The following is a 23,302-nucleotide window of genomic DNA, read 5'->3' as shown; positions in this document are numbered from 1 at the left end:
ATATAATTAGGAGAACTACAAAATGAAAAAGATAAATATTCTATTGGCAGGAGTGGGATTACTGTTTACATTCTCGTCCTGTAATGATTTCTTGGATAAGTTGCCTGATGATCGAGCTGAGGTAGACGACTTTGAAAAGGCTACACAGTTGGTGTCGTCAGCTTATCCTGATGGGTCAACTGATTATATGATGGAGTATTGTAGTGATAACGTAATGGATAATGGAAAAACTTTCAATTATCAAACAAATCAAGACCAACTATTTCGTTGGAAAGACGTGAATACTACAGGAAACGATGACCCACGATATGTCTGGGGAAAGATGTATTATGCTATCGGAAATGCTAATCAGGCTATTGCTGACCTTAGCAAGGTGAAAGATGGAGATGTTGAGGCTGTGAAAGCTGAGGCTTTACTCTGTCGAGCATGGTCAATGTTCCGACTCGCAACCGCTTTCTGTATGGCGTATGACGACTCTAAGGCTGATAAGTATCTTGGATTGCCTTATCCAAAAGAGCCTAACCGCTCAATAGATACACGTGGCACACTTCGTGAACTCTATGAGAATATTAATGCTGATATTGAAGCTGCTTTACCTCATGTAAGCGAATCTTATATGACAGTACCTAAATATCACTTTAATCTGAAAGCAGCATACGCGTTCGCAGCACGCTTCAATCTCTATTACCAGAAATGGGATAAAGCTGCTGAATATGCTTCTAAAGCATTAGGCTCTCAGCCTGCTTCTCTCTTACGCACAGTATATCGTTATAAGACTCTCGGAGGAAGATGGGCTATTCACGATGCTTACATTAACTCAAGTGAGAATGCTAACTTTATGCTACAGACAGCAGTGTCTTCTGCTGGTGCTGCCACTTTCTATGGAGGATATCAGCGTTTTAATTCAGGTTACAATGTTATTCTTAATGAACTCTACTGGACAAAGATGCCATGGGGAGCAGGCTCTGTTGATAACACGCTTTATGAGTCGCACTTACTCTATGGTAATAGCCAGCAGATTGCTTACCCCCGTTTGTCTAATGAGTTTGAGTATACTGATGCTGCAAGGAGTAGAGGATATATTCGTACTGTTGATGCTGTGCTCACAGCTGACGAAACACTGCTTGTTCGCGCTGAAGCGGAAATCCACTTGAAGAAGTACACGGAGGCACTGAATGATATGAATCTATGGATTAACGCACACTGTGCTCCTAATGTAGAGAAAAATGGCGTGGTAACAGCAACTCGTCCTACACTGACTCTACAATCTGTGAATGATTTCTTAGCAACAGTACCTTTGGTGCCAGAAGAGATCACGAATAAATCAGACTTTGGTTTTAAGAAAGCATTGCACCCACAAGGCTTCTCAATTGACGAAACCCAGACTAACCTACTTTATATCTTGCTACAGATGCGACGTATAGAGACTTGCCAGCTGGGTATGCGATTTATGGATATCAAACGTTATGGTATTAGAATAACTCACCTCATTGATGGTGAAGATCCTGTCTACTTCAAATCGGGTGACCTCAGAGGTGCTTTACAGTTACCTTCTGATGTAATCGAAGCTGGACTGGAACCTAATCCACGTGAGAATTAAAAAAGGGAGGACAATGTATGAATACTATAAAAATATTTCTTTTCGCAGCAATAGCTGCATTGACTGTTGCTTGTTCGAATGATGATGTTGATGCGAACAACTCTATATTCCCTACACGAGAGGAGAATACAGACTCAACAGCATTTGATAAGTGGTTAAATAAAAATTATACTGAACCTTACAACATTCGGTTCAATTATCTTTATATTGACCAGAATAGTGACATGGGCTATAATGTTAGCCCTGCAGACATTAAGAAGTCTATTGCCTTGGCTAAGATTATCAAACACGTGTGGCTTGATGCATATACCGAGTTGATGGGACCTGACTTTCTTAAACAACATTGCTTTAGAGAGTTTCAGCTGATTGGTTCTGCTCAACATAAGAATGACGGCTCTATTGTCCTTGGTTTTGCTGAAGGTGGTATTCGTGTGAATCTCTTCCAAGTAAATTACTTAGACCCTGCACATCTATATATTGAACAAACAAATCCATTTGCTTCGGGTAGTAATTTCGATTTAAATCGTGCTTATTTCCATACAATGCATCATGAGTTCGCACATATCCTTACGCAGTTGAAGGATTACTCTACTGATTTTCGTACAATCACTAAGGAGTATCACTCTGCTGATTGGGTAAACGTAAAAGACGAAGATGCTGGTAAAGAAGGTTATGTAACAGGTTATGCAAGTAGCGAATACAACGAGGATTTCGCTGAAGTGTTCTCATGTTATGTAACGGATACTGATGTAATGTGGCAGAAAAGACTTGCTCAGGCAGTAGCTGCTAATGGTGACGAAACTGGTAAGAAGGCAATTCTCGCTAAGTTGAGTATCATTCGTAGTTATCTAAAGGACTCTTGGGGGGTAGATATTGATAAGCTTCGTACCATTGTCCTGCGACGTGCAAGCGAAGTTAATAGTCTGGATCTGGAAACTTTAAATTAAGATTTAAGTATGAAAAATGTATATAGGTTATTAATAGCTACAACGGCATTTATACTTGTAGCTTCTTGCACACCAGAAGTGGAAGATGCATTTAATAAGCCTTCAGCTGCACGTATTGCTGAGTCTATCAAAAATACAAAAGATATCTTGACTGCGGCACCTAACGGCTGGCGAATGGCTTATCAAGGTTCTGGTGGCTTCGGTGGATACAATATTCTTTGTAAGTTTGGAACAGATAATAATGTTTTCTGTGAAGAAGAAACAGAGAATGTGAAGGCAACATCGCATTATAAGATTCAACAGGGACAAGGTGTCTTGCTTTCGTTCGACTCTTTTAATAGCGCTTTACATAAGTATTCTGATCCTGTTGGAGTACTGAATGGTAAGGCTATCGGACAAAATGGTAAAGGTTTTGAAGGCGATTTTGAGTTCCGTGTGATGTCTTGTTCAAAAGATAGTGTCGTCCTCGAAGGTCGTAAACATGGGGATCGTGTTGTTCTAACTCCAATGCCTGAAAACCTAACGTGGGCTAACTTCTTCGCAGATGTTAAGAATACAACTTCAGCAATGTATTCAGAGCGTTATAATCTAATCATCGATAATGAGACATATCCTGTTGAAATGAAATATCACACGTTAACTTTCGTCGGCAAAGAAGGCAAGACTATAGAGATTCCTTTCATTTATACAAAAGAAGGTATGGAGATTCTTCGAGAGAGTCCATTGTATGGAAAGAAGATGACCCGCTTTACTTATTCTGCTGATGATAAATGGCTTGATGTTAATGACAAGACAATACAACTTTGTCCACGTGCAGCAACTCCATTGGAAGCTCTTTTCCTCGACGATTGGTCATTTAATACTACTCATAGTAGTACGGCAGAAGTGAACATTTGGCGTGATGTAGCCACATACGCAACAAGTCAGAATAATGCTATTGTTACTCTCTTCTTTAGTAACAAGCCAGGTTATCTTAGCTTCTCATCTTACGTTGGGAATGGCTGGGGAGATGTCAAAGTAAATTATAGTGTAAGTGGAAATGATCAGCTAACCATCTCTGGTTTTATAACGAGAACTAAAACAGCTGATGAGAAGAATGGCACTAACTTCTATAATAATTTTAGACTGAAGGATATAGCTAACACCTTCCTCACCAATGGTAATCCTACGACTTATACATTAACTATCAATGATTCAAAGCATCCAACGTCTTTACGAATGACAAGTAACGATGATCCTAATAAATCATTCGTATTCGATAGAGGGGTTTGGCGTGTTGATTTCTAAAATAAAAAAGGGGATGTGTCAAAATAAACACATTCCCTCTTTTTATTCCTACCCCCCAATACACTTTCCGTAAAAAAACACTAACTTTTTAAAACTGATGAATGTCTTTACAAAAGCATTGCCAGCTCTTTCATAAAACTCGATTATCTTTGTAAATAATAAGTACGATAGTTTTGTCGTAAAGCAACAACTATTTTTGCAAAAGAAAGTAAACTCTTTTCACAAAAAAGGGTGATAGATTTTACCAAAAGGTCTGCTCTTTCTTAAAAAGGATTGACTTCTTTCTTCAAAATCGTTGAGTATTTTCGTTGAGAGGGTAAATCATAGTTCAAAGCGTGGTGATAACCCACCACAAAAGGCTTGGCCATTTCTTAAACATAGATTTGACCGTTTGCAAAGAAAGGGTTAATCCTTATTCAAAGCGTGGTGATGATTCACTATAAAAAGCATGACCATTCCTTAATCATTGATTTGCCTGTATGCTTGCAAAGGATTAATCATTATTTTAAGCGTGGTGATGACTCACCATAAAAGGCTTGACCATTTCTTAAACATAGATTTGACCGTTTACAAAGAAAGGGTTAATCTTTATTCAAAGCGTGGTGATGATTCACTATAAAAAGCATGACCATTCCTTAATCATTGATTTGCCTGTATGCTTGCAAAGGGTTAATCATTATTCTAAACGTGGTGATGGTTCACTATAAAAAACATGACCATTCCTTAATCATTGATTTGCCTGTATGCTTGCAAAGGATTAATCATTATTCTAAGTGTGGTGATGACACACCATAAAAGGCTTGACCATTCCTTAATCATTGATTTGCCTGTATGCTTGCAAAGGATTAATCATTATTCTAAGCGTGGTGATGACTCACCATAAAAGGCTTGACCATTTCCTAAACATAGATTTCTCCATTTCCATAGAAGGGGGTTAATCTTTTTTCAAAGAGAGATTTAAACCACCATAAAAGGCTACACCACTTATTAAACATAGATTTGACTGTATGCATGGAAAAGGTTAATCGTTTTTCTAAGAGGAGTAAAAGTCCATCATAAAAGGCTTACCGCCTTCTTCAAAAAAGCTCGACTGTTATTGCAAAAAAAAGATAGATAATTCGAACAAAGAGAACTTTGACAGTTTCTTCAAAAGAGAGGAGATGTCATTTTAAGGCACTACCTCTTTTTATAGTAAACGAATAATGAACATATTAAAAAGAACACACTTAAACTAATAGGATAAGTGCGTTCTTATTTATTGTATTATATATAATCTAATATGTATACAACTTAGTTGTACCAGATCTCTCCACCAAGCGTTTGGTCTGTGTTGGTGTGTTCCCGACTATTCTGATTCTCGAAGTCATAGTCTTCGAAGAATTCATGTGTTTTGTTTTCTTTCATGTTAAATACCTCCTATTAATTAGACTAATTGGTAAATATATTATGTTATCCACTAAATGGCTGGTACAAATATAAGTAAAAAGAAAACGAAAGTCAAGTATTTAGTCTAATTATACTAATTATTTAAACATTTTTTACCAACAAAGGCATTATTTCGTAATAAAACAACGCTCTTTGTAGCATTACATTCACACTCCGAAAGAATAAAGAATACAAGTAAAACTAATACCAAGTATAGGTTAAGATATACTTGGGTGTACATTCACATTTGAACTCAAAAGTAAGACTCTGCCTAAGATTAGTGACAGTTCTTAATTGTGGATTCACCTTAATCTCTTGCAAAGCCAAATGTTCTGAAGAGAAGAGTTTATAGATTGTTTCTTTAGCACACCAAGCAGTAAGCGTATCCAAAGTATTTGTAAACATTTCATCACACCTAAGAAAGCGAGATGCTATACGATTAACTCGGTTAGAAAAGTATTCTATATCAATGCCAACCTCATAATTTCGAGAGAGAATTACAGCAACATACCCAATAGTATGAGTGATACTAATATGATATCCATCGACCATTGGCTTACCATCATCATTATGTAAGACAGGTGTCTCAAAGCCTAAAATTGCTTTTAGGATACGACGTACTCCTTCTTTCTCAGCCTGCTTTCCTTTATCAATCTCCAGCAAACCTATGATTACTTTGCCCTCAGCATCATTCGTTATTCGCACCACAGACAGTAACCTTTACTTTACTAATACGCCGTTCTTCTATTTCTAAGACCTCAAACTTATAACCTTTATACATTAAAACCTCATGTACAGCAGGGAAGTCGCCTTTAATTTCTAAAAGTAATCCTGCTAACGAATCAGCATCACCTTCAATATCATCAAATTCATCATCAGGGAGATTAAGGATCTTAAGGAAATCCTTCAAGAGCGTCTTCCCCTCAAAGAGATATGTATTTGAGGCCAACTTTGTATAATTACGTTCGTCTTCATCAAATTCATCATTAATCTCCCCAACTATTTCCTCGAGGATATCTTCCAGTGTCACAATACCACTTGTACCACCAAATTCATCTACCACAATAGCTATATGAACCTTATTCTCTTGGAAATCACGTAAGAGATCATCAATCTTCTTTGTTTCTGGTACAAAATAAGGTGGTCGTATTAAGCTTTGCCATCTAAAGTTTGCCCCTTTAGAAAGATGAGGTAAGAGATCCTTAATATAAAGTACGCCACGTATATTATCCTGGTTATCTTGATAAACAGGAATACGAGAATAGTTATTCTCTACAATACACTTCAATACAGTATCATACGAGCAGCGAATATCCAAATCAACAATATCCTGACGAGAAGTCATAATCTCTTTAGCCGTCTCATCACCAAAACGAATAATACCTTGAAGCATACTCTGCTCGTCCTTAATCTCCTCTTTATCTGTTAGTTCTAAGGCTTGTTCAAGTTCATCAACCGACAATTGTCTATTTTCTTTTTGGATAACCTTCTCAGCAAAAGCACCACTCTTCAAAAGTATCGTCTCTATAGGCCAGAACAATCGACGGAAGAACATAATACCTTTAACAGCTTTTCTACAGAAAGCCAATGGTCTACGTCTACTATAAACCTTCGGGATAATTTCACCAAAAAGAAGAAGAAGGAAAGTTAACAAAATGGTTACACAAAGGAATTGCAACCATTCGGCACCAAATGTAAACAAGCTGCCAAAGATGTAATTACACAACATGATGACCGCCACATTAACAAGGTTGTTTGTGATAAGCACCGTTGCCAATGTACGTTCACTATCATCCCTTAACAGTTCAATAAGCTTATCCGAAGAACTTTTATCCGGATCAAGTGATTCAACATCAGTAGGCGAAAGACTAAAAAAAGCTATCTCCGATGCACTTGCAAAACCTGACAAAAGAAGAAGTAAAATAACCAATAGAATAGCAACAACAACATTGATATCTATTGGATTAACACTTATATAAGAAGAAAAATCTACTAAAAAGCTATCCATTAAAACGGTAAATTAGTTTCATCTATGGTATCAGCGGACCTATCGTCAGTCTTATCACCAGACACATTTTCCGCTTTGCGAGGCGCAGCAAGCCATTCAAGATTGTCACCATAAATCTCAGTTACATGTCGTCGTATCCCCTTCTTATCATCATAAGAACGATAACGTACTCGCCCCTCAATATAGAGTTTATCACCTTTATGAATATATTTCTCTGCATACTTAGCCAATGCCTTGAATAGAACAATATTATGCCAATCCGTATGATCAGGCACAACAGTACCATTAGGAAGTGTATATCCACGTTCCGTTGTAGCCAACGTAAAAGAAGCTACACACTGGTCGGTATCATAGTACTTCACTTCTGGTTCACGACCGACATTGCCAATCAACATTACTTTATTCATAAAAGCATAATAACAAAAAGGAATGTGGAATTACTTCCACATACCTAAATATCTAAACTTAAAATTCTTACCTTTGGCTGATGGGAATTGACTTCTATTGTCAACTCTGTCTTTTAAGTACTCTACAATGCGATTATAGCAATCCCATCCAGAAACAGCCTTGCACTGTGCAACAAAATGTGTATCACGATATTCGTGCTTACCAGAAGTAGGGATTAGAACAACACGCTTGAAATCAAGTTCACCTTCATACCAACCTTCACGTTCTTCATTAAGATGCATGATAGCAGGACTATCCTTGCGGGCTATACCATCAACAGCTGGACGAAGCGCCTTCTTTTGCTTGAAGTCCATCATCGTAGCCGCTTCTGTCTTAATCACAATAAAATAAACACGTGGGCGCACCTTATAACGCTTAGGATAGAAAACATCATTAGAAGCATAATTTCTAATATCATCTTCCAACTCTGGAGTAAGCTGAATATCTGGTATAGAGCTTAGAAAATCTAACGCTTCATCGACGCTATGCACTAATACTTCATTATCGAAATATCGTAAGTATAAATTCATAAAGATAATGCTATGTATGTTTCTCTTTAAAAGAGCGGCAAACGAGACTCGAACTCGCGACCCCGACCTTGGCAAGGTCGTGCTCTACCAACTGAGCTATTGCCGCATTAAAAGGTAAGTAATAACAACTTACTAAACTATTCTATGTGAAGAGGAGGAGACTCGAACTCCCACGAAACAATTTTCACTACCCCCTCAAAGTAGCGCGTCTACCAATTCCGCCACCTCTCCAACATGTCCGTGACATTCTGAATAAAAAAGTGCCCAGAACAGGACTCGAACCTGCACGTCGTGAAACACACGCACCTGAAACGTGCGCGTCTACCAATTCCGCCACCTGGGCATAAACTAAAAGCAAAAGCTTATATATCTTTCAGAATATCAAAGAGCGGCAAACGAGACTCGAACTCGCGACCCCGACCTTGGCAAGGTCGTGCTCTACCAACTGAGCTATTGCCGCATTTAATGTCTCTCTTTCTCTAAAGAGTTAGACAAGAAGTCGGGGCGACAGGATTCGAACCTGCGACCGCCTGGTCCCAAACCAGATGCGCTACCGAGCTGCGCTACGCCCCGTTGCTTTTCTTTAATGATTAACTCATTTCCGAATTGCGAGTGCAAAGGTACTATATATTTTCTGTACTGCCAAACTTTTCTACGTTTTTTTTCAAGAAAAATTAATGCTTTTGCATTATTCTGTTAACTTTTCTCTGCTCTAATATTAAATAAACTATTGATTATCAAACTATAATAAAAGCATCACTCTATATCCATGTAAACTAAAAAAAATGTCCTTTCCTAACCTATCTCTACTAAGATCTAACGAACAGACCGCCTTTCTTTCCAAATAAAATTAGAGTATAATGAGCAGGTTTATGCTTCAGACATGTGGCGTAATAGAGCTTATAAGGTCAGAAGAAGTAACCCCTCCCCCACCTCAACTACTAATTTTTCTCCCGTCAACCATCCTTGCTAAGAGGGATATAATGGTTGAAATCACTCCTACAAACAGAACTATACGATTAACATTGACCTTTTATCAGTCTCCAACAGTAGTCTCCTTGTGACGACTTTCCTCTTCTCCTGTTCCCTTTAATCAGCACATGTTGTCTCGAAGAGGAAGTAAATCCAACGATTTGCAACCGCTACTTATATGTAAAACCCCTTATTGCTCTTTGAAGAAAACTCTCCGAGAAGCTCCCACAGAATGATTGATAGCGTAAGAAGAAACACTATACATGATAGCAGGGATTGTAGAGATGTTTTATAAACCACTCCCCTATTCTTTCAAGCAAGGTTCTGAGGTGATATAAGAAAAGGCCCTTCTTCGTTCGAGAACATGCTCTTCTTGCATGTTGAAGACGCCCTTCTTGAGGCAAGAAGAGCATATTCTCAAACATTATTCGTAATCAATTGATTTATTGTAAGTTATAGGCATGTTGTTAATAGACATTATAGTCCTCTTTTGAGGGTATTTAACTTGGTTCTATGTAATGGTTTTTCAATATATCAGTTTTAATCTTCTTTACAGCACCCTCACCTTTTCACGACAACATTCCATCTTACACAAATAGCATTATTCAAGTCTATCACCCTCTTATTAACATAATTCGTGCAATTCGTAGTTTGTCCTCTCAGCCCATCATAGGCTACAAATAGCTGTCAATCCAGCAAAGAGATAATAACTACAAACAGTGCTCACACGTTATATTTCGCCTTCTACTCCAGCTTTATCAAGATTCAACACAAATACAGAAGAAGTTCACAACGTTGGTAAATAGCGAGTAAATAGAATCGTTTCTATCATAACAACAAACAGATATGAAAACTAACAAAACATAAAGTTCATAATCTGCATCTTGACGTCCTACACATAATATAGGCGTAACTCCTATCGTACATGCCACTGAGAGATAACCATAAGACGTAATCCTATCGAAGCATTTACACCTTATATATATAGTATTTAAAAAAGAACGAAGAGCTTACTCAATAAGAATAACCTCTTCGTTCTTAAATTATAGTTCCTTTATCAGAATCTATTAGTATCTTATTTTATAATACCTTGTTCCTTAAAAATCTTTGTCAACGCCTGAACGCCACGTTCAACCTGCTCTTCGGTATGAGTAGCCATCAACGCAAAGCGTACCAACGTATCTTGTGGAGCACAAGCAGGAGGAATAACAGGGTTGATAAATACGCCAGCCTCGTAGGCCAATCGAGTAACAATGAAAGTCTTTTCGATATCACGTACATAGAGCGGAATTATCGGACTCTCAGTATCACCAATCTCAAAGCCTTCTTCTCTGAAACGTTTTAGAGCATAATTTGTAACCTTCCATAACTGCTCCAGACGCTCTGGCTCCTGCTCTAAGATATGAAGAGCTTCCAACGCAGCCGCTGTTGCAGATGGAGTATTACTTGCAGAGAAGATATAGGTACGGCAAGTATGACGAAGATAGTTAATGGTATCCTTATCACCTGCTATAAAACCACCGATAGAAGCCAAGCTCTTTGAGAAGGTACCCATAATAAGATCAACCTCATCAGTCAGCCCAAAATGGTCGCAAACACCTCTACCCTGACGACCAAAGACACCTAAACCGTGTGCCTCGTCGACCATAACAGAGCAATTGTACTTATGCTTTAACTCTATAATTGCAGGGAGATTAGCAAGGTCTCCCTCCATAGAGAAGACGCCATCAACGACGATCAACTTAACAGCCTCTTTAGGAAGACGCTGGAGAATACGCTCCAAATCCTCCATATCGTTATGCTTGTAACGCAGTTGAGTTGCAAAACTCAAACGACGTCCATCAACAATACTCGCATGATCGCGGTCGTCACAGATGATATAATCACCTCGTCCCACAACCACAGCGAGAACACCAGCATTCACTGAAAAGCCTGTTGAGAAAACAAGCGCCTCATCTTTACCCTCAAAAGCAGCAAGTTCTTTCTCTAACTGTACATGAAGATCGAGCGTTCCATTTAAGAATCGACTTCCAGCACACCCCGAACCATACTTATCAAGAGCACGATGAGCAGCATCAATCACACGCTGATCGTTTGGTAAACCCGTATAGGCGTTAGAACCAAACATAAGAATCTTGTTGCCATCAATATCTGTTACTTCTGTTCCTTGCTTACTTGTAATCTCACGAAAGTATGGATAGACACCTGCCTCCATAAACTTTTGCGGCTCGCGGTAGCTTTTGTACTTGTCTTGTAATTGTCCCATTATTTTTTAATATGGTGTAGTCAATGACTACTTAAATATTATTTTCAGGCTGCAAAGATACTAATTTAGAATGACAAAAAAGTCTTTTTGATTAGAAAAGTGGTTTTTAAACATTTTTACTCTCTTAATCTCCACGATATAAACAACAAATATGTATCTTTGTACAAATAAACTATGCGCTGATTATTTGGCACAATGAATAAGAAAAAAATAACTTTTATCCTAAACCCAATATCGGGTACAGTCAGTAAAGCAGGCATTCCTGACCTTATTGAAGAACGGCTCGATAAAGATAGGTTTGACTATTGCATAGCAGAAACAAGTTATGCTGGCCATGCAACTGAGCTCGCAAAGGAAGCGGCAAAGGATGGTATTGACATTGTTGTTGCTGTAGGCGGAGATGGTACTGTCAACGAAGTTGGAAGAGCACTGACCCAAACAGACACGACAATGGGCATCCTTCCATGTGGCTCTGGTAATGGACTTGCCAGACACCTAAACCTACCCATGAATCTTAAGAAATGTATTGACATTCTAAACTACTGCGATATTAAGAAACTTGACTACGGTATCATTAACGAACATCCATTCTTCTGCACCTGCGGAATGGGCTTCGATGCATTCATTTCTATGAAGTTTGCAGAAGCTGGGAAACGTGGTCCTATCACTTATATGCAGAAGGTTCTTGAGGAGGGATTGCGTTATGAGCCTGAAACTTACGTCATTGAAGATGAGGATGGAACGCATAGCTATAAGGCCTTCCTCGTCTCTGTAGCCAATGCCTCACAGTATGGTAACAATGCATACATCGCTCCTCAGGCATCAATGAGCGACGGACTGTTAGATGTTATCATAATGGAACCATTCGACCTCATCGATGCGCCACAAGTTGCCATAGAACTTTTCAATAAGACATTAGATAAGAATCTGAAGATAAAGACCTTCAGATCCAAGCATATACACATACATCGTAAGAGCGAAGGCATCATTCACTATGATGGCGACCCTATTACATCAAGTGCAGATGTGGATATTTCTATTGTCCCTAAAGGCATAAACATCATTGTTAACCCTAAAGGTGGGAAGGACTGTAGACAACCAAATATGTTACAAACAGCCTTTTCTGAGATATTCTACAACTTTGATTTGATGAGACAAGACCTTACCAAACAAAGTAGAAAAGTACAGGCAATCAATAAGAATCTGCTTCGCAAACTAAATATATAAAAACTCCATAACAAGGCGCATGGGCTTTACTTTTAAGCAATTCCATATCGTTGACAACCACACGGCCATGAAGGTCGGGACAGATGGAGTATTGCTTGGAGCTTGGGCACAAGGAGGTAAGAAGATTCTTGACATCGGAACAGGGACAGGACTCATCGCTCTTATGATGGCTCAACGTTTTCCTTTAGCCGACATTGACGCTATAGAGATAGACAAAGGAGCTTTCGAGGATGCTCAGCTTAACGTTTCACAATCTCCGTTCAACGATAGAATAAACATTATCAATTGTTGTCTACAAGACTATCAGCTATGTCATGAAACCTGTACTGAGGGCGTTTATGATACAATCGTCTGTAATCCGCCATATTTCATCAACTCATTAAAAAATCCTTTACAGTCAAGAACGACTGCAAGACATGCCGACTCCCTCTCTCCACAAGAACTTATTTATTACGCCAAAAGACTCCTTAAAGCAAAGGGAACGCTCTCCATTATCATTCCTTACAACAACAAAGATATACTTGAAGCAGAAGCTATATTTAATGGATTATCAGTATTGAAGCTTGCAAACATTAAGACTAAATCTTCAAAACCAGCTAAACGCTGCTTAATAGAATTTGGGAAGGACGCTACTAAACAATGTGAGGAGGAAGAACAAGTGCTGACCACCGATGAGGGGACACGCACAGAATGGTATCAAAATATTACACAAGAATTCTACATCAAGTAGGCATGAAGTAGGTAGACAATAAGGTAAAAACGTTATCATCTATCTCAAAGAGCTTATGCGTTGTTACGTATGCTGTTTAACCATATCAAACAGCAAGCATAAAGCCCCGAAAAACAGTTCTTCTTATTTACATTGTGACCCATCCTAACCACCACCTCTTCACGCATATAAACCAGTCTTTTTACGAGAGAGCCAATTAAAGCACAATTATTCTTTCAGTCTTTCGGTTTTATTTTGTAACTTTGCAAGCTAAAAGTAGGTATAAAAGAACTTTATGAAACAAAATAGCTCTATTCAAATGATTACTGATTACGAGGGTGATATGCCAAAGTTAGACATACAGGTCGACGGCGAGATACCCGTTTTCGTAACCCGTAACCTCGTTATGTTCCCTGGGATTCTCTCCCCTATCCTCGTTGGAAGGAAGCCAACATTAGAACTTGTAAGACACTTGGAGGAGAATCCAAACACAATCATAGCGATTGTCAGTCAGAAAGATAGCAACATTAATGAGCCTCAGGAGGACGACATCTATACGACAGGTATCTATGCACGCTTCGTTCGTGCCTTTGATATGCCTGGTAATTACGAAGGTAATAACCGCACAGTGATATTGCAAGGTCTTGGCAAGTGTAAGATAAAGAAGATTACAACGACAACACCTTACATGAAGGGATACACTGTGGCTATACCAGAAGAGGCTGAGCCTGAAAAGGACAAAGAGTTTTCTACAGCAGTAGAAGACATGAAGGTGGTCGTAAAGGAATATATCCATGGTAGTGACGACATTCCAGACGATTCACAATTCGCACTTGACAACATTAATAATCCAGTCATTGCAGTGAATTATATTTGCTCAACAATGCCATTCCCTGTGACTGACAAGATTCAAATGTTGGAAGAGAACTCTATCAAGGATCGCTTATTCTCATTGATGAAGGTGCTCAATCGTGAAATACAATTCCAGCATCTCCGCCAAGACATACGCTCAAAAACACGTGAAGATCTCGATGAACAGCAGCGCGAATACTTCCTGCATCAGCAGATTAAGAATATTAAGGAGGAGTTAGGGGATGGCGATTCTGCACCTGACAAGAAGGAGTTGCTTGAGAAGGCTAAGAACAAGAAGTGGCCAGAAGAGGTAGCTAAAGTTTTCCAAAAGGAATTAGACAAACTCGAAACATTAAATCCACAAAGTCCTGACTATAGTGTACAAGTAAACTACTTGCGCACAATAGTTAATCTGCCTTGGGATGAATATACCAAAGACGACCTTGACTTGAAGCGTGCAAAACGTATTCTTGACAAAGATCACTATGGTATGGACAAGGTGAAGGAACGTATCCTTGAATATATTGCAGTCCTTCAGTTGCGTGGCAATCTAAAGTCACCAATCCTCTGTCTTTATGGTCCTCCGGGTGTTGGTAAGACTAGTTTGGGCAAGAGTATAGCCGAAGCAATGAAACGTAAGTATGTTCGTGTGTCATTAGGTGGCCTCCATGATGAGTCAGAAATCCGAGGACATCGTAAGACATACATTGGTGCTATGCCTGGACGTATCATCAAGAATATTCAGAAGGCAGGCTCATCAAATCCAGTCTTCATCCTTGACGAGATTGATAAGGTTACTCAGAACACTGTTAACGGCGACCCTTCATCAGCCTTATTGGAGGTTCTCGACCCTGAGCAGAACAATGCTTTCCACGATAATTACTTGGATATGGACTACGATTTATCAAAGGTCTTATTCATTGCAACGGCCAATGACATCAATACAATCCCACGTCCACTACTCGATCGTATGGAACTTATCGAGGTTTCAGGCTATATCACGGAAGAAAAGGTAGAGATAGCAAAGCGCCACCTCGTACCAAAAGAACTCGAAAACACAGGTTTAGACCAGTTAGAAGAGAAACCAAAGTTTGCCAAGGCAACGCTGGAGAAGATTATCGAAAGCTATACCCGTGAAAGTGGTGTGCGTCAACTTGAGAAGCAAATCAACAAAGCTATGCGCAAGTTGGCTTTCAAGCAGGCAATGGATAAGCAACTTCCTTATACGAAGATTACTCCAGATAAGTTAGAGGACTTATTAGGTAAGCCACCTTTCACACGTGATATCTACCAAGGCAACAAATATGCTGGTGTGGTAACAGGTCTTGCATGGACCAGTGTTGGCGGTGAGATTCTCTTTATCGAGACCTCACTTTCTAAGGGTAAAGCGGGTAAGTTAACCCTGACCGGTAACCTTGGTGATGTCATGAAAGAGTCTGCTGTTATTGCATTGGAGTATGTTAAGGCACACATCAACGCATTGAACGTAGATTATCGCATCTTTGAACAGTGGAATATCCATATCCACGTACCAGAAGGAGCAACTCCAAAGGATGGTCCTTCAGCTGGTATAACGATTGCAACAAGTATTGCTTCAGCACTCACACAGCGTAAGGTGCGTAAGAACACTGCTATGACGGGTGAGATAACCCTACGCGGTAAGGTTCTTCCAGTGGGTGGTATCAAGGAGAAGATACTTGCTGCAAAACGTGCAGGAATTACTGATATCGTGATGTGTTCAGAGAATAAGAAGGACGTTGAGGAGATTCCTGAGGTTTATCGTAAGGGTCTTCAATTCCACTTCGTTGAGAACATTCAGCAGGTATGGGACTTTGCTTTGACCGATGAAAAGGTAGAACATCCAGTAGACTTTACTATTGTTGAAGAAAAGAAGGAGGATACTAAATAATGACATTCGAGCTTCAGCATACAGATAAAGCCAGCGATGCCCGCACAGGTATCATCACAACCGACCACGGACAGATAAAGACTCCTATCTTTATGCCTGTTGGTACTGTCGGTTCTGTTAAGGGTGTACACTTTGAGGAGTTGCGTAAACAGGTCAAGGCACAGATAATCTTGGGTAATACCTATCACCTTTACCTGCGTCCGGGACTTGATATCATCAAGGCTGCAGGTGGTCTGCATGGTTTCAATGGTTGGGATCGTCCAATCCTGACAGACTCTGGTGGTTTCCAAGTTTTCTCATTGACAGGTATTCGTAAACTGTCAGAAGAGGGCTGTGAGTTCAGAAGTCACATCGATGGTTCTAAGCATATCTTCACCCCAGAGAGCGTGATGGATACTGAACGAATCATTGGTGCCGATATCATGATGGCTTTCGACGAGTGTCCTCCAGGACAGAGTGACTACCAATATGCCAAGAAGAGTTTGCAACTAACGCAACGTTGGCTTGACAGATGTATTAAACGTTTCAACGAGACGGAGTCACTCTACGGTCATAACCAAAGTCTCTTCCCTATCGTTCAGGGCTGTACTTACAAGGACTTACGCCGTGAAGCGGCAAAGTTTGTGGCTGATAAGGGTGCAGATGGTAATGCCATTGGTGGCTTGGCAGTTGGTGAACCAACAGAGGTGATGTATGAAATGATTGAGGTAGTCAATGAGATTCTCCCAAAAGACAAACCTCGTTACCTGATGGGAGTTGGTACACCACAGAACATTCTTGAAGCTATTGAGCGCGGTGTGGATATGTTCGATTGTGTTATGCCTACCCGTAACGGCCGTAATGCAATGCTCTTCACCTACAATGGTACGATGAACATGAAGAATAAGAAGTGGGAAAACGATTTCTCACCGATTGATCCTGACGGCTGTGATATTGATGTTATCACAAGTAAAGCTTATCTCCATCATCTCTTCAAGGCAGGAGAATTGCTCGCAATGCAGATTGCCAGCATCCACAACCTTGCGTTCTATCTCCGTCTCGTAACGGATGCACGTACACATATTGAGCAGGGTGACTTCATACAGTGGAAAGCTTCTGTCATTGAACAATTAGGAAGAAGAATTTAAGAAGAAACCAAATGAGTAAGGTTAAAGAGATTGTTGATAAAGTTAAGAAACTGATTAACCATTTCGGGCAACGTGTTATTGCACGCTTTCCTGTCTTGAAGAAGGTAGGACATCTACTTCAGATGCTCTCCCCTTCTCGTTTTATCGGTATTCTGGACTGGTATATCATTAAAAAATTCATAGGTACATACATCTATGCTATCTTGTTGATTATCTCCATTGCTATTGTGTTCGACTTTAATGAGAACCTCTCTAAGTTCACACAATATCATGCTCCATGGCGAGCAATCATCTTTGATTACTATGCCAATTTCATCCCTTACTATTCCAATCTCTTCTCACCACTATTCGTATTCATTGCAGTTATCTTCTTTACTTCCAAACTGGCAGGTAACTCTGAGATTATTTCAATGATGGCAGCAGGCGTGTCTATCAGACGACTGATGCGCCCTTACATGATTTCATGTATTCTTATTGCAGGCTTAACATTCTATCTTAACAGCTTTGTGATACCTCATGGCACTGTTATTCGCCAAAACTTCGAGTCTCTCTATCGTAATTCTAAAAAGAACACATCGGCAGAAAACGTACAACTGTTTGTTGCAAAGAATACTACCGCTTATATTCAGCATTACGACGACCAGTATAAACGGGGCTATGGGTTCTCACTTGTAAAGACTAAAAACAAGAAGATTGTCAGCCACATGACTGCAATGGAGATTCAGTATGATACCGTTGCTGACACAAAGTATCATTGGAAGGTAAGTAACTGGAAGATACGTACACTCAAAGGATTAAAGGAGCATATCCAAAGTGGAGCCTCAAAGGACACCGTTCTACTCATGGAACCGACCGACCTTGTCTATTCTAAAGGTCAACAGGAGACCTTTACCTCCCCAGAACTACTAAATTATATCTCCAAGCAGACCAGCCGTGGTTCTGGTAATGTAGTACAATATGAGGTTGAGTTCCACAAGCGAATAGCGATGTCGTTCTCCTCCTTCATCCTAACTATCATCGGTCTCTCCCTCTCTTCACGTAAGAGGAAAGGTGGAATGGGACTCTATCTTGGAATCGGTTTGGCATTAAGTTTCGGCTATATCATGCTCCAGACCGTTTCAGCAACCTTTGCTATTAAGGATGACACACCGCCTATATTGGCAGCGTGGATACCAAATATTATCTTTGCTATCATCGCCTACTTCTGCTACAGACACGCACCAAGTTAATAAGGCGGACAAAACAAAAGTAAAAACTACCCTCATTGAAGAAGGGCAAAACAGTAGAATATGTATTTTGAAGATTTAGATTTAAACGATAACGTACTTGACGCACTATATGACATGCGTTTTGATGAATGTACTCCAGTTCAGGAGAAGTGCATTCCCGAAATATTAAAAGGACACGATGTATTGGGCGTTGCCCAGACTGGTACAGGTAAAACAGCGGCTTACCTACTCCCAGTTCTCTCTAAACTGGCTGATGGTGGCTACCCTGAGTCAGCAATTAATTGTGTCATCATGTCGCCTACACGCGAGTTAGCACAGCAGATTGATCAAGGTATGCAGGGCTTTGCCTACTATCTTAATGGTGTATCTTGTGTTGCTGTCTATGGCGGTAATGATGGTAATAGATACGACCAAGAGTTGAAGAGCCTCGCATTGGGAGCAGACGTAGTGATTGCTACACCGGGCCGTTTCATCTCTCATATCTCTCTCGGAAATGTAGACTTATCTAAGGTGAGCTTCTTCATTCTTGACGAAGCTGACCGCATGCTCGACATGGGATTTGCAGATGACATCATGACAATAGCAAAGAAATTGCCTGCTACATGTCAAACAATTATGTTCTCTGCTACCATGCCTAAGAAGATAGAAGAACTTGCTAAGACACTGCTAAAGAATCCTGTTGAGATTAAACTCGCTGTTAGTAAACCTGCAGAGAAGATTCAGCAGACAGCTTACGTATGCTATGAGACGCAAAAGATGGGTATCATTAAGGATATCTTCAAGGCTGGCGACCTCAAGCGTGTCATTATCTTCTCGGGTTCAAAACAGAAGGTAAAGCAGATTGCAGGATCGCTCAATCGTATGCACATCAACTGTGGTGAGATGCATTCCGACCTCGATCAAGAACAGCGTAATGACGTTATGTTCAAGTTCAAGAGTGGACAAATTGATGTTTTGGTTGCCACTGACATCGTTTCACGCGGTATTGATATCGACGATATCGCAATGGTCATCAACTATGATGTACCTCATGATGCTGAAGATTATGTACACCGCATCGGTCGTACAGCACGTGCTGACCGTGACGGAAAGGCGATTACCTTCGTAAATGAAGATGATATCTATTTCTTCCAACAAATTGAATCGTTCTTAGAGAAGGAGGTTGAGAAGGCGCAACTACCAGCAGAACTTGGCGAAGGTCCTGAATACAAGAGCAATGGGAAGCCTAAGAAGTGTGGCAATAGTGCCAAGAACCGCCGCCGTAAGGACCGTGATCATCAGAGTCATAAGGACAAGAAACAGGGAAACAACAAGCAGCGCAACAGACGTCCTGCACCACAGACTCAGAACAACACTGACGAGAACAATGCGAACCAACAGGAGCGTAAGGCTGGTAACAAACAGAATAATAAACCTCAAAAGCAGCAAGATAACAAGCCTGCAGCAACAGAGGGTAAACCAGTAAACAAGAAGAATAACCGTCAGAATAAGGGTAAGCAGCAGGAGCGTCAGCCAAAAGCTGAGAACGAGAAGCGCAATGACAGAAAACCTGCTAATAATAAAGGCAATGCTGAAAACACTACCAATCAGCAGAACAAGAAGCCTAACAATAAGCGTAAGAAGCGTAACAACCGCCAGCGTACATCAGAAGACAAGTCTGTAAGAAGGAGTACGAAATATGATATTCGTGAGGAGTTGCCATCAACATCCAACAACGAATCAGGCTTAAAGGCGCTTATTAAAAAGCCTCTGAAGTGGCTTCGTGGACTCGGTAAAAAGTAAAACAAGTGTGCTTACACATTATTATATAATGCCCATAACCCAAGAACAAGGGTTATGGGCATTGTTTTATTCCCACCTGCCCATTAATGAATGATACGTATAACAGCACCTTTTTTAGCCTCATCAACATCTTCTATGGGGGTAACTCGGTAATCAAACTCCTCATTGCAAGGAAGGGAAAGGAAGAAAAGCCACCTTCTCCTACTTACAAGAAAACTATCACTCGACGCTTCTAAGAGCCCTATGTATTCGTAAAAAATCACTACATTGCATCAAACTGAACTCTCTCTAAGTAGAAGTATATTATCTCTTAAATACGACTTTGTAACATACAACAAATCAAGATGTTACATATAACCTCAAAGAAGACGCTTCTCTTGACCATAGAAGGGCGTCTTCAACACGCAAGAAGGGCATGTTCTTAAACATTGAAGAGCGTCTTCTTAAATTATGACGAGCATGTATTAGACATGAGAGGAGCGAAAATAGTTGACAGAAAGGTTGAAAAACCTCCTTCCCCAGCCCCGCTCAAAAAGAAAAGGATGCGCCTAACGATATAAAGCTCACTATGATTATATGGGTCATTAAATGATTTTCATGACAAAGATATAGACTTAAAGACATGCCAAAATCAGTATATGGAAAGTGAGTTTATAGTTATTGATGGGAGTGAGCACTTGGAGGAGGCTGCGTTCCTCGGCTGACATGAACAGAGTATATACCCATACACTAACAAAATAGAAATATATTTTAGGTGCAAGGTAATTTATGTGACTAAAGAGCAAAGAATTATATCGAAAATAAAACAGAGCTTTTTCGTATAAAATAAATTTCCTGTCATTACTGTCATCACCTTGTTGTATGTAACTAATTAGCTTACAATATTTTATACGAAATGTTAAATATGACAGCAAACTTAAATAAAAAAAAGTTCAGTATAATAAGGTATTTGATTTACATATATATGTTGTAAAATTGAAGAGCAATCTGACCTTCGGAATGAAAGGTAAGAAAAGGGGGTATCCACACATCCAATCTGTTGCGAAAAGGATTTCTGTTTGTCTATTAAATCAATGAAAGAATACAAACAACAAGGGAATTGTTGACACGTAACAACACTGAAAAACAGAGAAAAAAGAGATTTAATGGCGTTACAAAAAGATACTTTATAAAAGAAACTAAGGATAACTAATTAACACTGTAATCAAATATTTAACGACAAAATGACAAGTATTTTAGCAAAGAAGTATTACCTTTGCAAGGTAAACAAGCGTAAATATATGAAATAAAACATTTCAGGGTATAATAATAAAAACAACTATTTATGAAAGCAACAGAAGTCGTAGAGAGATTAAAACAGCGTTTCCCAAATGAGCCAGAGTATATTCAGGCTGTTTCACAGGTATTAGATACGATCGAAGATGAATATAATAAACATCCAGGTTTTGAGCAAGCCAATCTTATCGAGCGACTCTGTGTGCCAGACAGAATCATAAAGTTCCGTGTAAACTGGGTTGATGACAGAGGAAATGTACAAACCAATATGGGTTTTCGTGTACAGCATAACAACACTATTGGACCTTACAAAGGTGGATTACGTTTCCATGCATCGGTTAATGAGTCCATCTTGAAGTTCCTTGCCTTTGAACAGACATTCAAGAACTCACTAACAACACTCCCTATGGGTGGTGCTAAGGGTGGTTCAGACTTTTCTCCTCGAGGTAAGTCAAATGCAGAGGTAATGCGTTTCTGCCAGGCTTTCATGAGAGAATTGTGGAATTACATTGGTCCAGACTGTGACGTTCCAGCTGGTGACATCGGTGTTGGTGGACGCGAAGTTGGCTATATGTTTGGACAATATAAGAAACTGACGAATCAGTTTGTTGGTATTCTTACAGGTAAAGGTCAGGAGTTCGGTGGTTCCCTCATCCGTCCTGAAGCAACAGGATATGGTAATGTATACTTCTTACAGAACATGCTTAAGACTCGTAACATTGACCTTAAAGGTAAGACTGTCCTCGTCTCTGGTTCGGGTAATGTAGCACAATACACAATAGAAAAGTTGCTTGAATTAGGTGCTAAGCCCCTTACCTGTTCTGATTCTGATGGTTACATCTACGACCCAGATGGTATAGATGAGGAGAAGTTGGCTTATATAATGGAACTTAAGAACATTGAACGTGGACGTATTCGTGAGTATGCAGAGAAGTATAATGTCAAGTATGTTCCGGGAGGAAGACCTTGGTCTGAGAAGGCTGACATAGCAACTCCATGTGCAACACAGAATGAAATCAATGGAGAAGCAGCTGCAGAACTTGTAAAGAATGGTGTTATCGCTGTGACAGAAGGTGCAAACATGCCTTCAACACCAGAGGCTGTAAGGGTCTTCCAAGAAGCAAAAGTGCTTTATTGCCCAGGTAAAGCAAGTAATGCTGGCGGTGTAGCTGTATCAGGACTTGAGATGAGTCAGAACTCTGGACGACTGAAATGGAGTCGTGAAGAGGTTGACCAGAAACTCCATCAGATTATGGATGATATCCATGCAAACTGTGTCAAGTATGGTACAGAAGCCGATGGATATATCAACTATGTAAAAGGTGCTAACGTTGCAGGCTTTATCAAGGTTGCTAAGGCAATGATGGCACAAGGCGTTATTTAGGTTTTCTACGCTTATCAAACGCAACTAAAAAACAGGAGCACACAGCTTTAACCATAGAGAAGGTTCATAGTATTTATTCAAAACGATATAAGATAGAATACTTAAAAGGACGTTCAAAGGGTTTAGCCTGTGTGCTTCTGACATATTTCGTACTATCACCAGCATAATTCTTATACGACACAAAAGATTATTAAACAATTCCCTATTGACCTTGAAAACACCCCTACTCAACTCCCCCAAGCTACAAACATAGTTTGAAACATAACAAGACAAGTTCGTTTATTTCCGTAGAATTTAGTACTTTTGTAGCTGAATTAAAATTAAGA

Annotated in this window: 15 protein-coding genes and 5 tRNA genes; 10 read left to right on the top strand and 10 right to left on the bottom strand. The window is 39.7% G+C overall.

What is annotated here, in order from left to right; all coding sequences use genetic code 11:
* Window positions 1–22 precede the first annotated feature (22 nt).
* The 3 genes from AXF23_RS13865 to AXF23_RS13855 are packed head-to-tail and all read left to right on the top strand — an operon-like array spanning window position 23 to window position 3,834.
* On the top strand, window positions 23–1,600 hold the full coding sequence (locus AXF23_RS13865; RefSeq protein ID WP_107625714.1) for a RagB/SusD family nutrient uptake outer membrane protein: 1,578 nt from the start codon (window positions 23–25) through the stop codon (window positions 1,598–1,600).
* A gap of 17 nt (window positions 1,601–1,617) precedes the next feature.
* Window positions 1,618–2,547 carry a zinc-binding metallopeptidase gene (locus AXF23_RS13860; RefSeq protein WP_107625713.1) on the top strand — a complete coding sequence of 310 codons (930 nt, stop codon included), beginning with the start codon at window positions 1,618–1,620 and terminating at the stop codon, window positions 2,545–2,547.
* A 9-nt stretch (window positions 2,548–2,556) separates the two neighbouring features.
* Window positions 2,557–3,834, top strand: coding sequence for a DUF4302 domain-containing protein (locus AXF23_RS13855; protein WP_107625712.1), 1,278 nt, complete (start codon window positions 2,557–2,559; stop codon window positions 3,832–3,834).
* Between the two features lie 1,626 nt (window positions 3,835–5,460).
* Here the strand turns inward: AXF23_RS13855 and AXF23_RS13850 are convergent.
* The 10 genes from AXF23_RS13850 to AXF23_RS13805 all read right to left on the bottom strand — a co-directional run bounded on the left by AXF23_RS13850 (window position 5,461) and on the right by AXF23_RS13805 (window position 11,482).
* Window positions 5,461–5,964, bottom strand: coding sequence for a 4'-phosphopantetheinyl transferase family protein (locus AXF23_RS13850; RefSeq protein ID WP_107625711.1), 504 nt, complete (start codon window positions 5,962–5,964; stop codon window positions 5,461–5,463).
* Complete coding sequence (gldE, locus tag AXF23_RS13845) at window positions 5,948–7,267, bottom strand: gliding motility-associated protein GldE (protein ID WP_107625710.1); 1,320 nt, start codon at window positions 7,265–7,267, stop codon at window positions 5,948–5,950. The genes AXF23_RS13850 and gldE overlap by 17 nt, the downstream gene beginning before the upstream one ends.
* Window positions 7,267–7,674, bottom strand: coding sequence for a single-stranded DNA-binding protein (locus AXF23_RS13840; RefSeq protein ID WP_089366621.1), 408 nt, complete (start codon window positions 7,672–7,674; stop codon window positions 7,267–7,269). Before AXF23_RS13840 ends, gldE begins: the two co-directional genes overlap by 1 nt.
* A gap of 30 nt (window positions 7,675–7,704) precedes the next feature.
* On the bottom strand, window positions 7,705–8,244 hold the full coding sequence (locus tag AXF23_RS13835) for a hypothetical protein (RefSeq protein WP_107625709.1): 540 nt from the start codon (window positions 8,242–8,244) through the stop codon (window positions 7,705–7,707).
* A gap of 33 nt (window positions 8,245–8,277) precedes the next feature.
* A tRNA-Gly gene (locus tag AXF23_RS13830) sits at window positions 8,278–8,350 on the bottom strand.
* 41 nt (window positions 8,351–8,391) lie between these two features.
* Window positions 8,392–8,475, bottom strand: a tRNA-Leu gene (locus AXF23_RS13825).
* 30 nt (window positions 8,476–8,505) lie between these two features.
* Window positions 8,506–8,587, bottom strand: a tRNA-Leu gene (locus tag AXF23_RS13820).
* 44 nt (window positions 8,588–8,631) lie between these two features.
* Window positions 8,632–8,704: transfer RNA gene (locus AXF23_RS13815), tRNA-Gly, on the bottom strand.
* A gap of 39 nt (window positions 8,705–8,743) precedes the next feature.
* A tRNA-Pro gene (locus tag AXF23_RS13810) sits at window positions 8,744–8,817 on the bottom strand.
* Between the two features lie 1,474 nt (window positions 8,818–10,291).
* The gene (locus AXF23_RS13805) at window positions 10,292–11,482 is read right to left on the bottom strand and encodes a serine palmitoyltransferase (protein ID WP_009011942.1); all 1,191 of its coding nucleotides are present in this window, start codon (window positions 11,480–11,482) and stop codon (window positions 10,292–10,294) included.
* Between the two features lie 195 nt (window positions 11,483–11,677).
* Here AXF23_RS13805 and AXF23_RS13800 point away from each other — a divergent pair, with 195 nt between their 5' ends.
* From AXF23_RS13800 to AXF23_RS13770, 7 genes are all read left to right on the top strand, one after another.
* On the top strand, window positions 11,678–12,709 hold the full coding sequence (locus AXF23_RS13800; RefSeq protein ID WP_107625708.1) for a diacylglycerol/lipid kinase family protein: 1,032 nt from the start codon (window positions 11,678–11,680) through the stop codon (window positions 12,707–12,709).
* Window positions 12,710–12,728: 19 nt separating this feature from the next.
* Window positions 12,729–13,439, top strand: a complete 711-nt coding sequence (locus AXF23_RS13795; protein ID WP_107625707.1) for a tRNA1(Val) (adenine(37)-N6)-methyltransferase — start codon at window positions 12,729–12,731, stop codon at window positions 13,437–13,439.
* Window positions 13,440–13,713: 274 nt separating this feature from the next.
* Window positions 13,714–16,179: an endopeptidase La gene (lon, locus tag AXF23_RS13790; protein ID WP_107625706.1), complete on the top strand. Its 2,466-nt coding sequence runs from the start codon at window positions 13,714–13,716 to the stop codon at window positions 16,177–16,179.
* Window positions 16,179–17,306, top strand: coding sequence for a tRNA guanosine(34) transglycosylase Tgt (tgt, locus tag AXF23_RS13785; RefSeq protein ID WP_107625705.1), 1,128 nt, complete (start codon window positions 16,179–16,181; stop codon window positions 17,304–17,306). The genes lon and tgt overlap by 1 nt, the downstream gene beginning before the upstream one ends.
* An 11-nt stretch (window positions 17,307–17,317) precedes the next feature.
* Entirely contained in the window at window positions 17,318–18,535 is a 1,218-nt protein-coding gene (locus AXF23_RS13780; RefSeq protein WP_107625704.1) for an LptF/LptG family permease, read from the top strand.
* A 60-nt stretch (window positions 18,536–18,595) separates the two neighbouring features.
* Entirely contained in the window at window positions 18,596–20,317 is a 1,722-nt protein-coding gene (locus AXF23_RS13775) for a DEAD/DEAH box helicase (RefSeq protein WP_107625703.1), read from the top strand.
* Between the two features lie 1,324 nt (window positions 20,318–21,641).
* The gene (locus AXF23_RS13770) at window positions 21,642–22,976 is read left to right on the top strand and encodes an NADP-specific glutamate dehydrogenase (protein WP_009011934.1); all 1,335 of its coding nucleotides are present in this window, start codon (window positions 21,642–21,644) and stop codon (window positions 22,974–22,976) included.
* Window positions 22,977–23,302: the final 326 nt, after the last annotated feature.

This window comes from Prevotella sp. oral taxon 313 (assembly GCF_003043935.1).
Taxonomy (GTDB): domain Bacteria; phylum Bacteroidota; class Bacteroidia; order Bacteroidales; family Bacteroidaceae; genus Prevotella; species Prevotella jejuni.
This window is presented reverse-complemented; position numbering and strand designations above follow the sequence as displayed.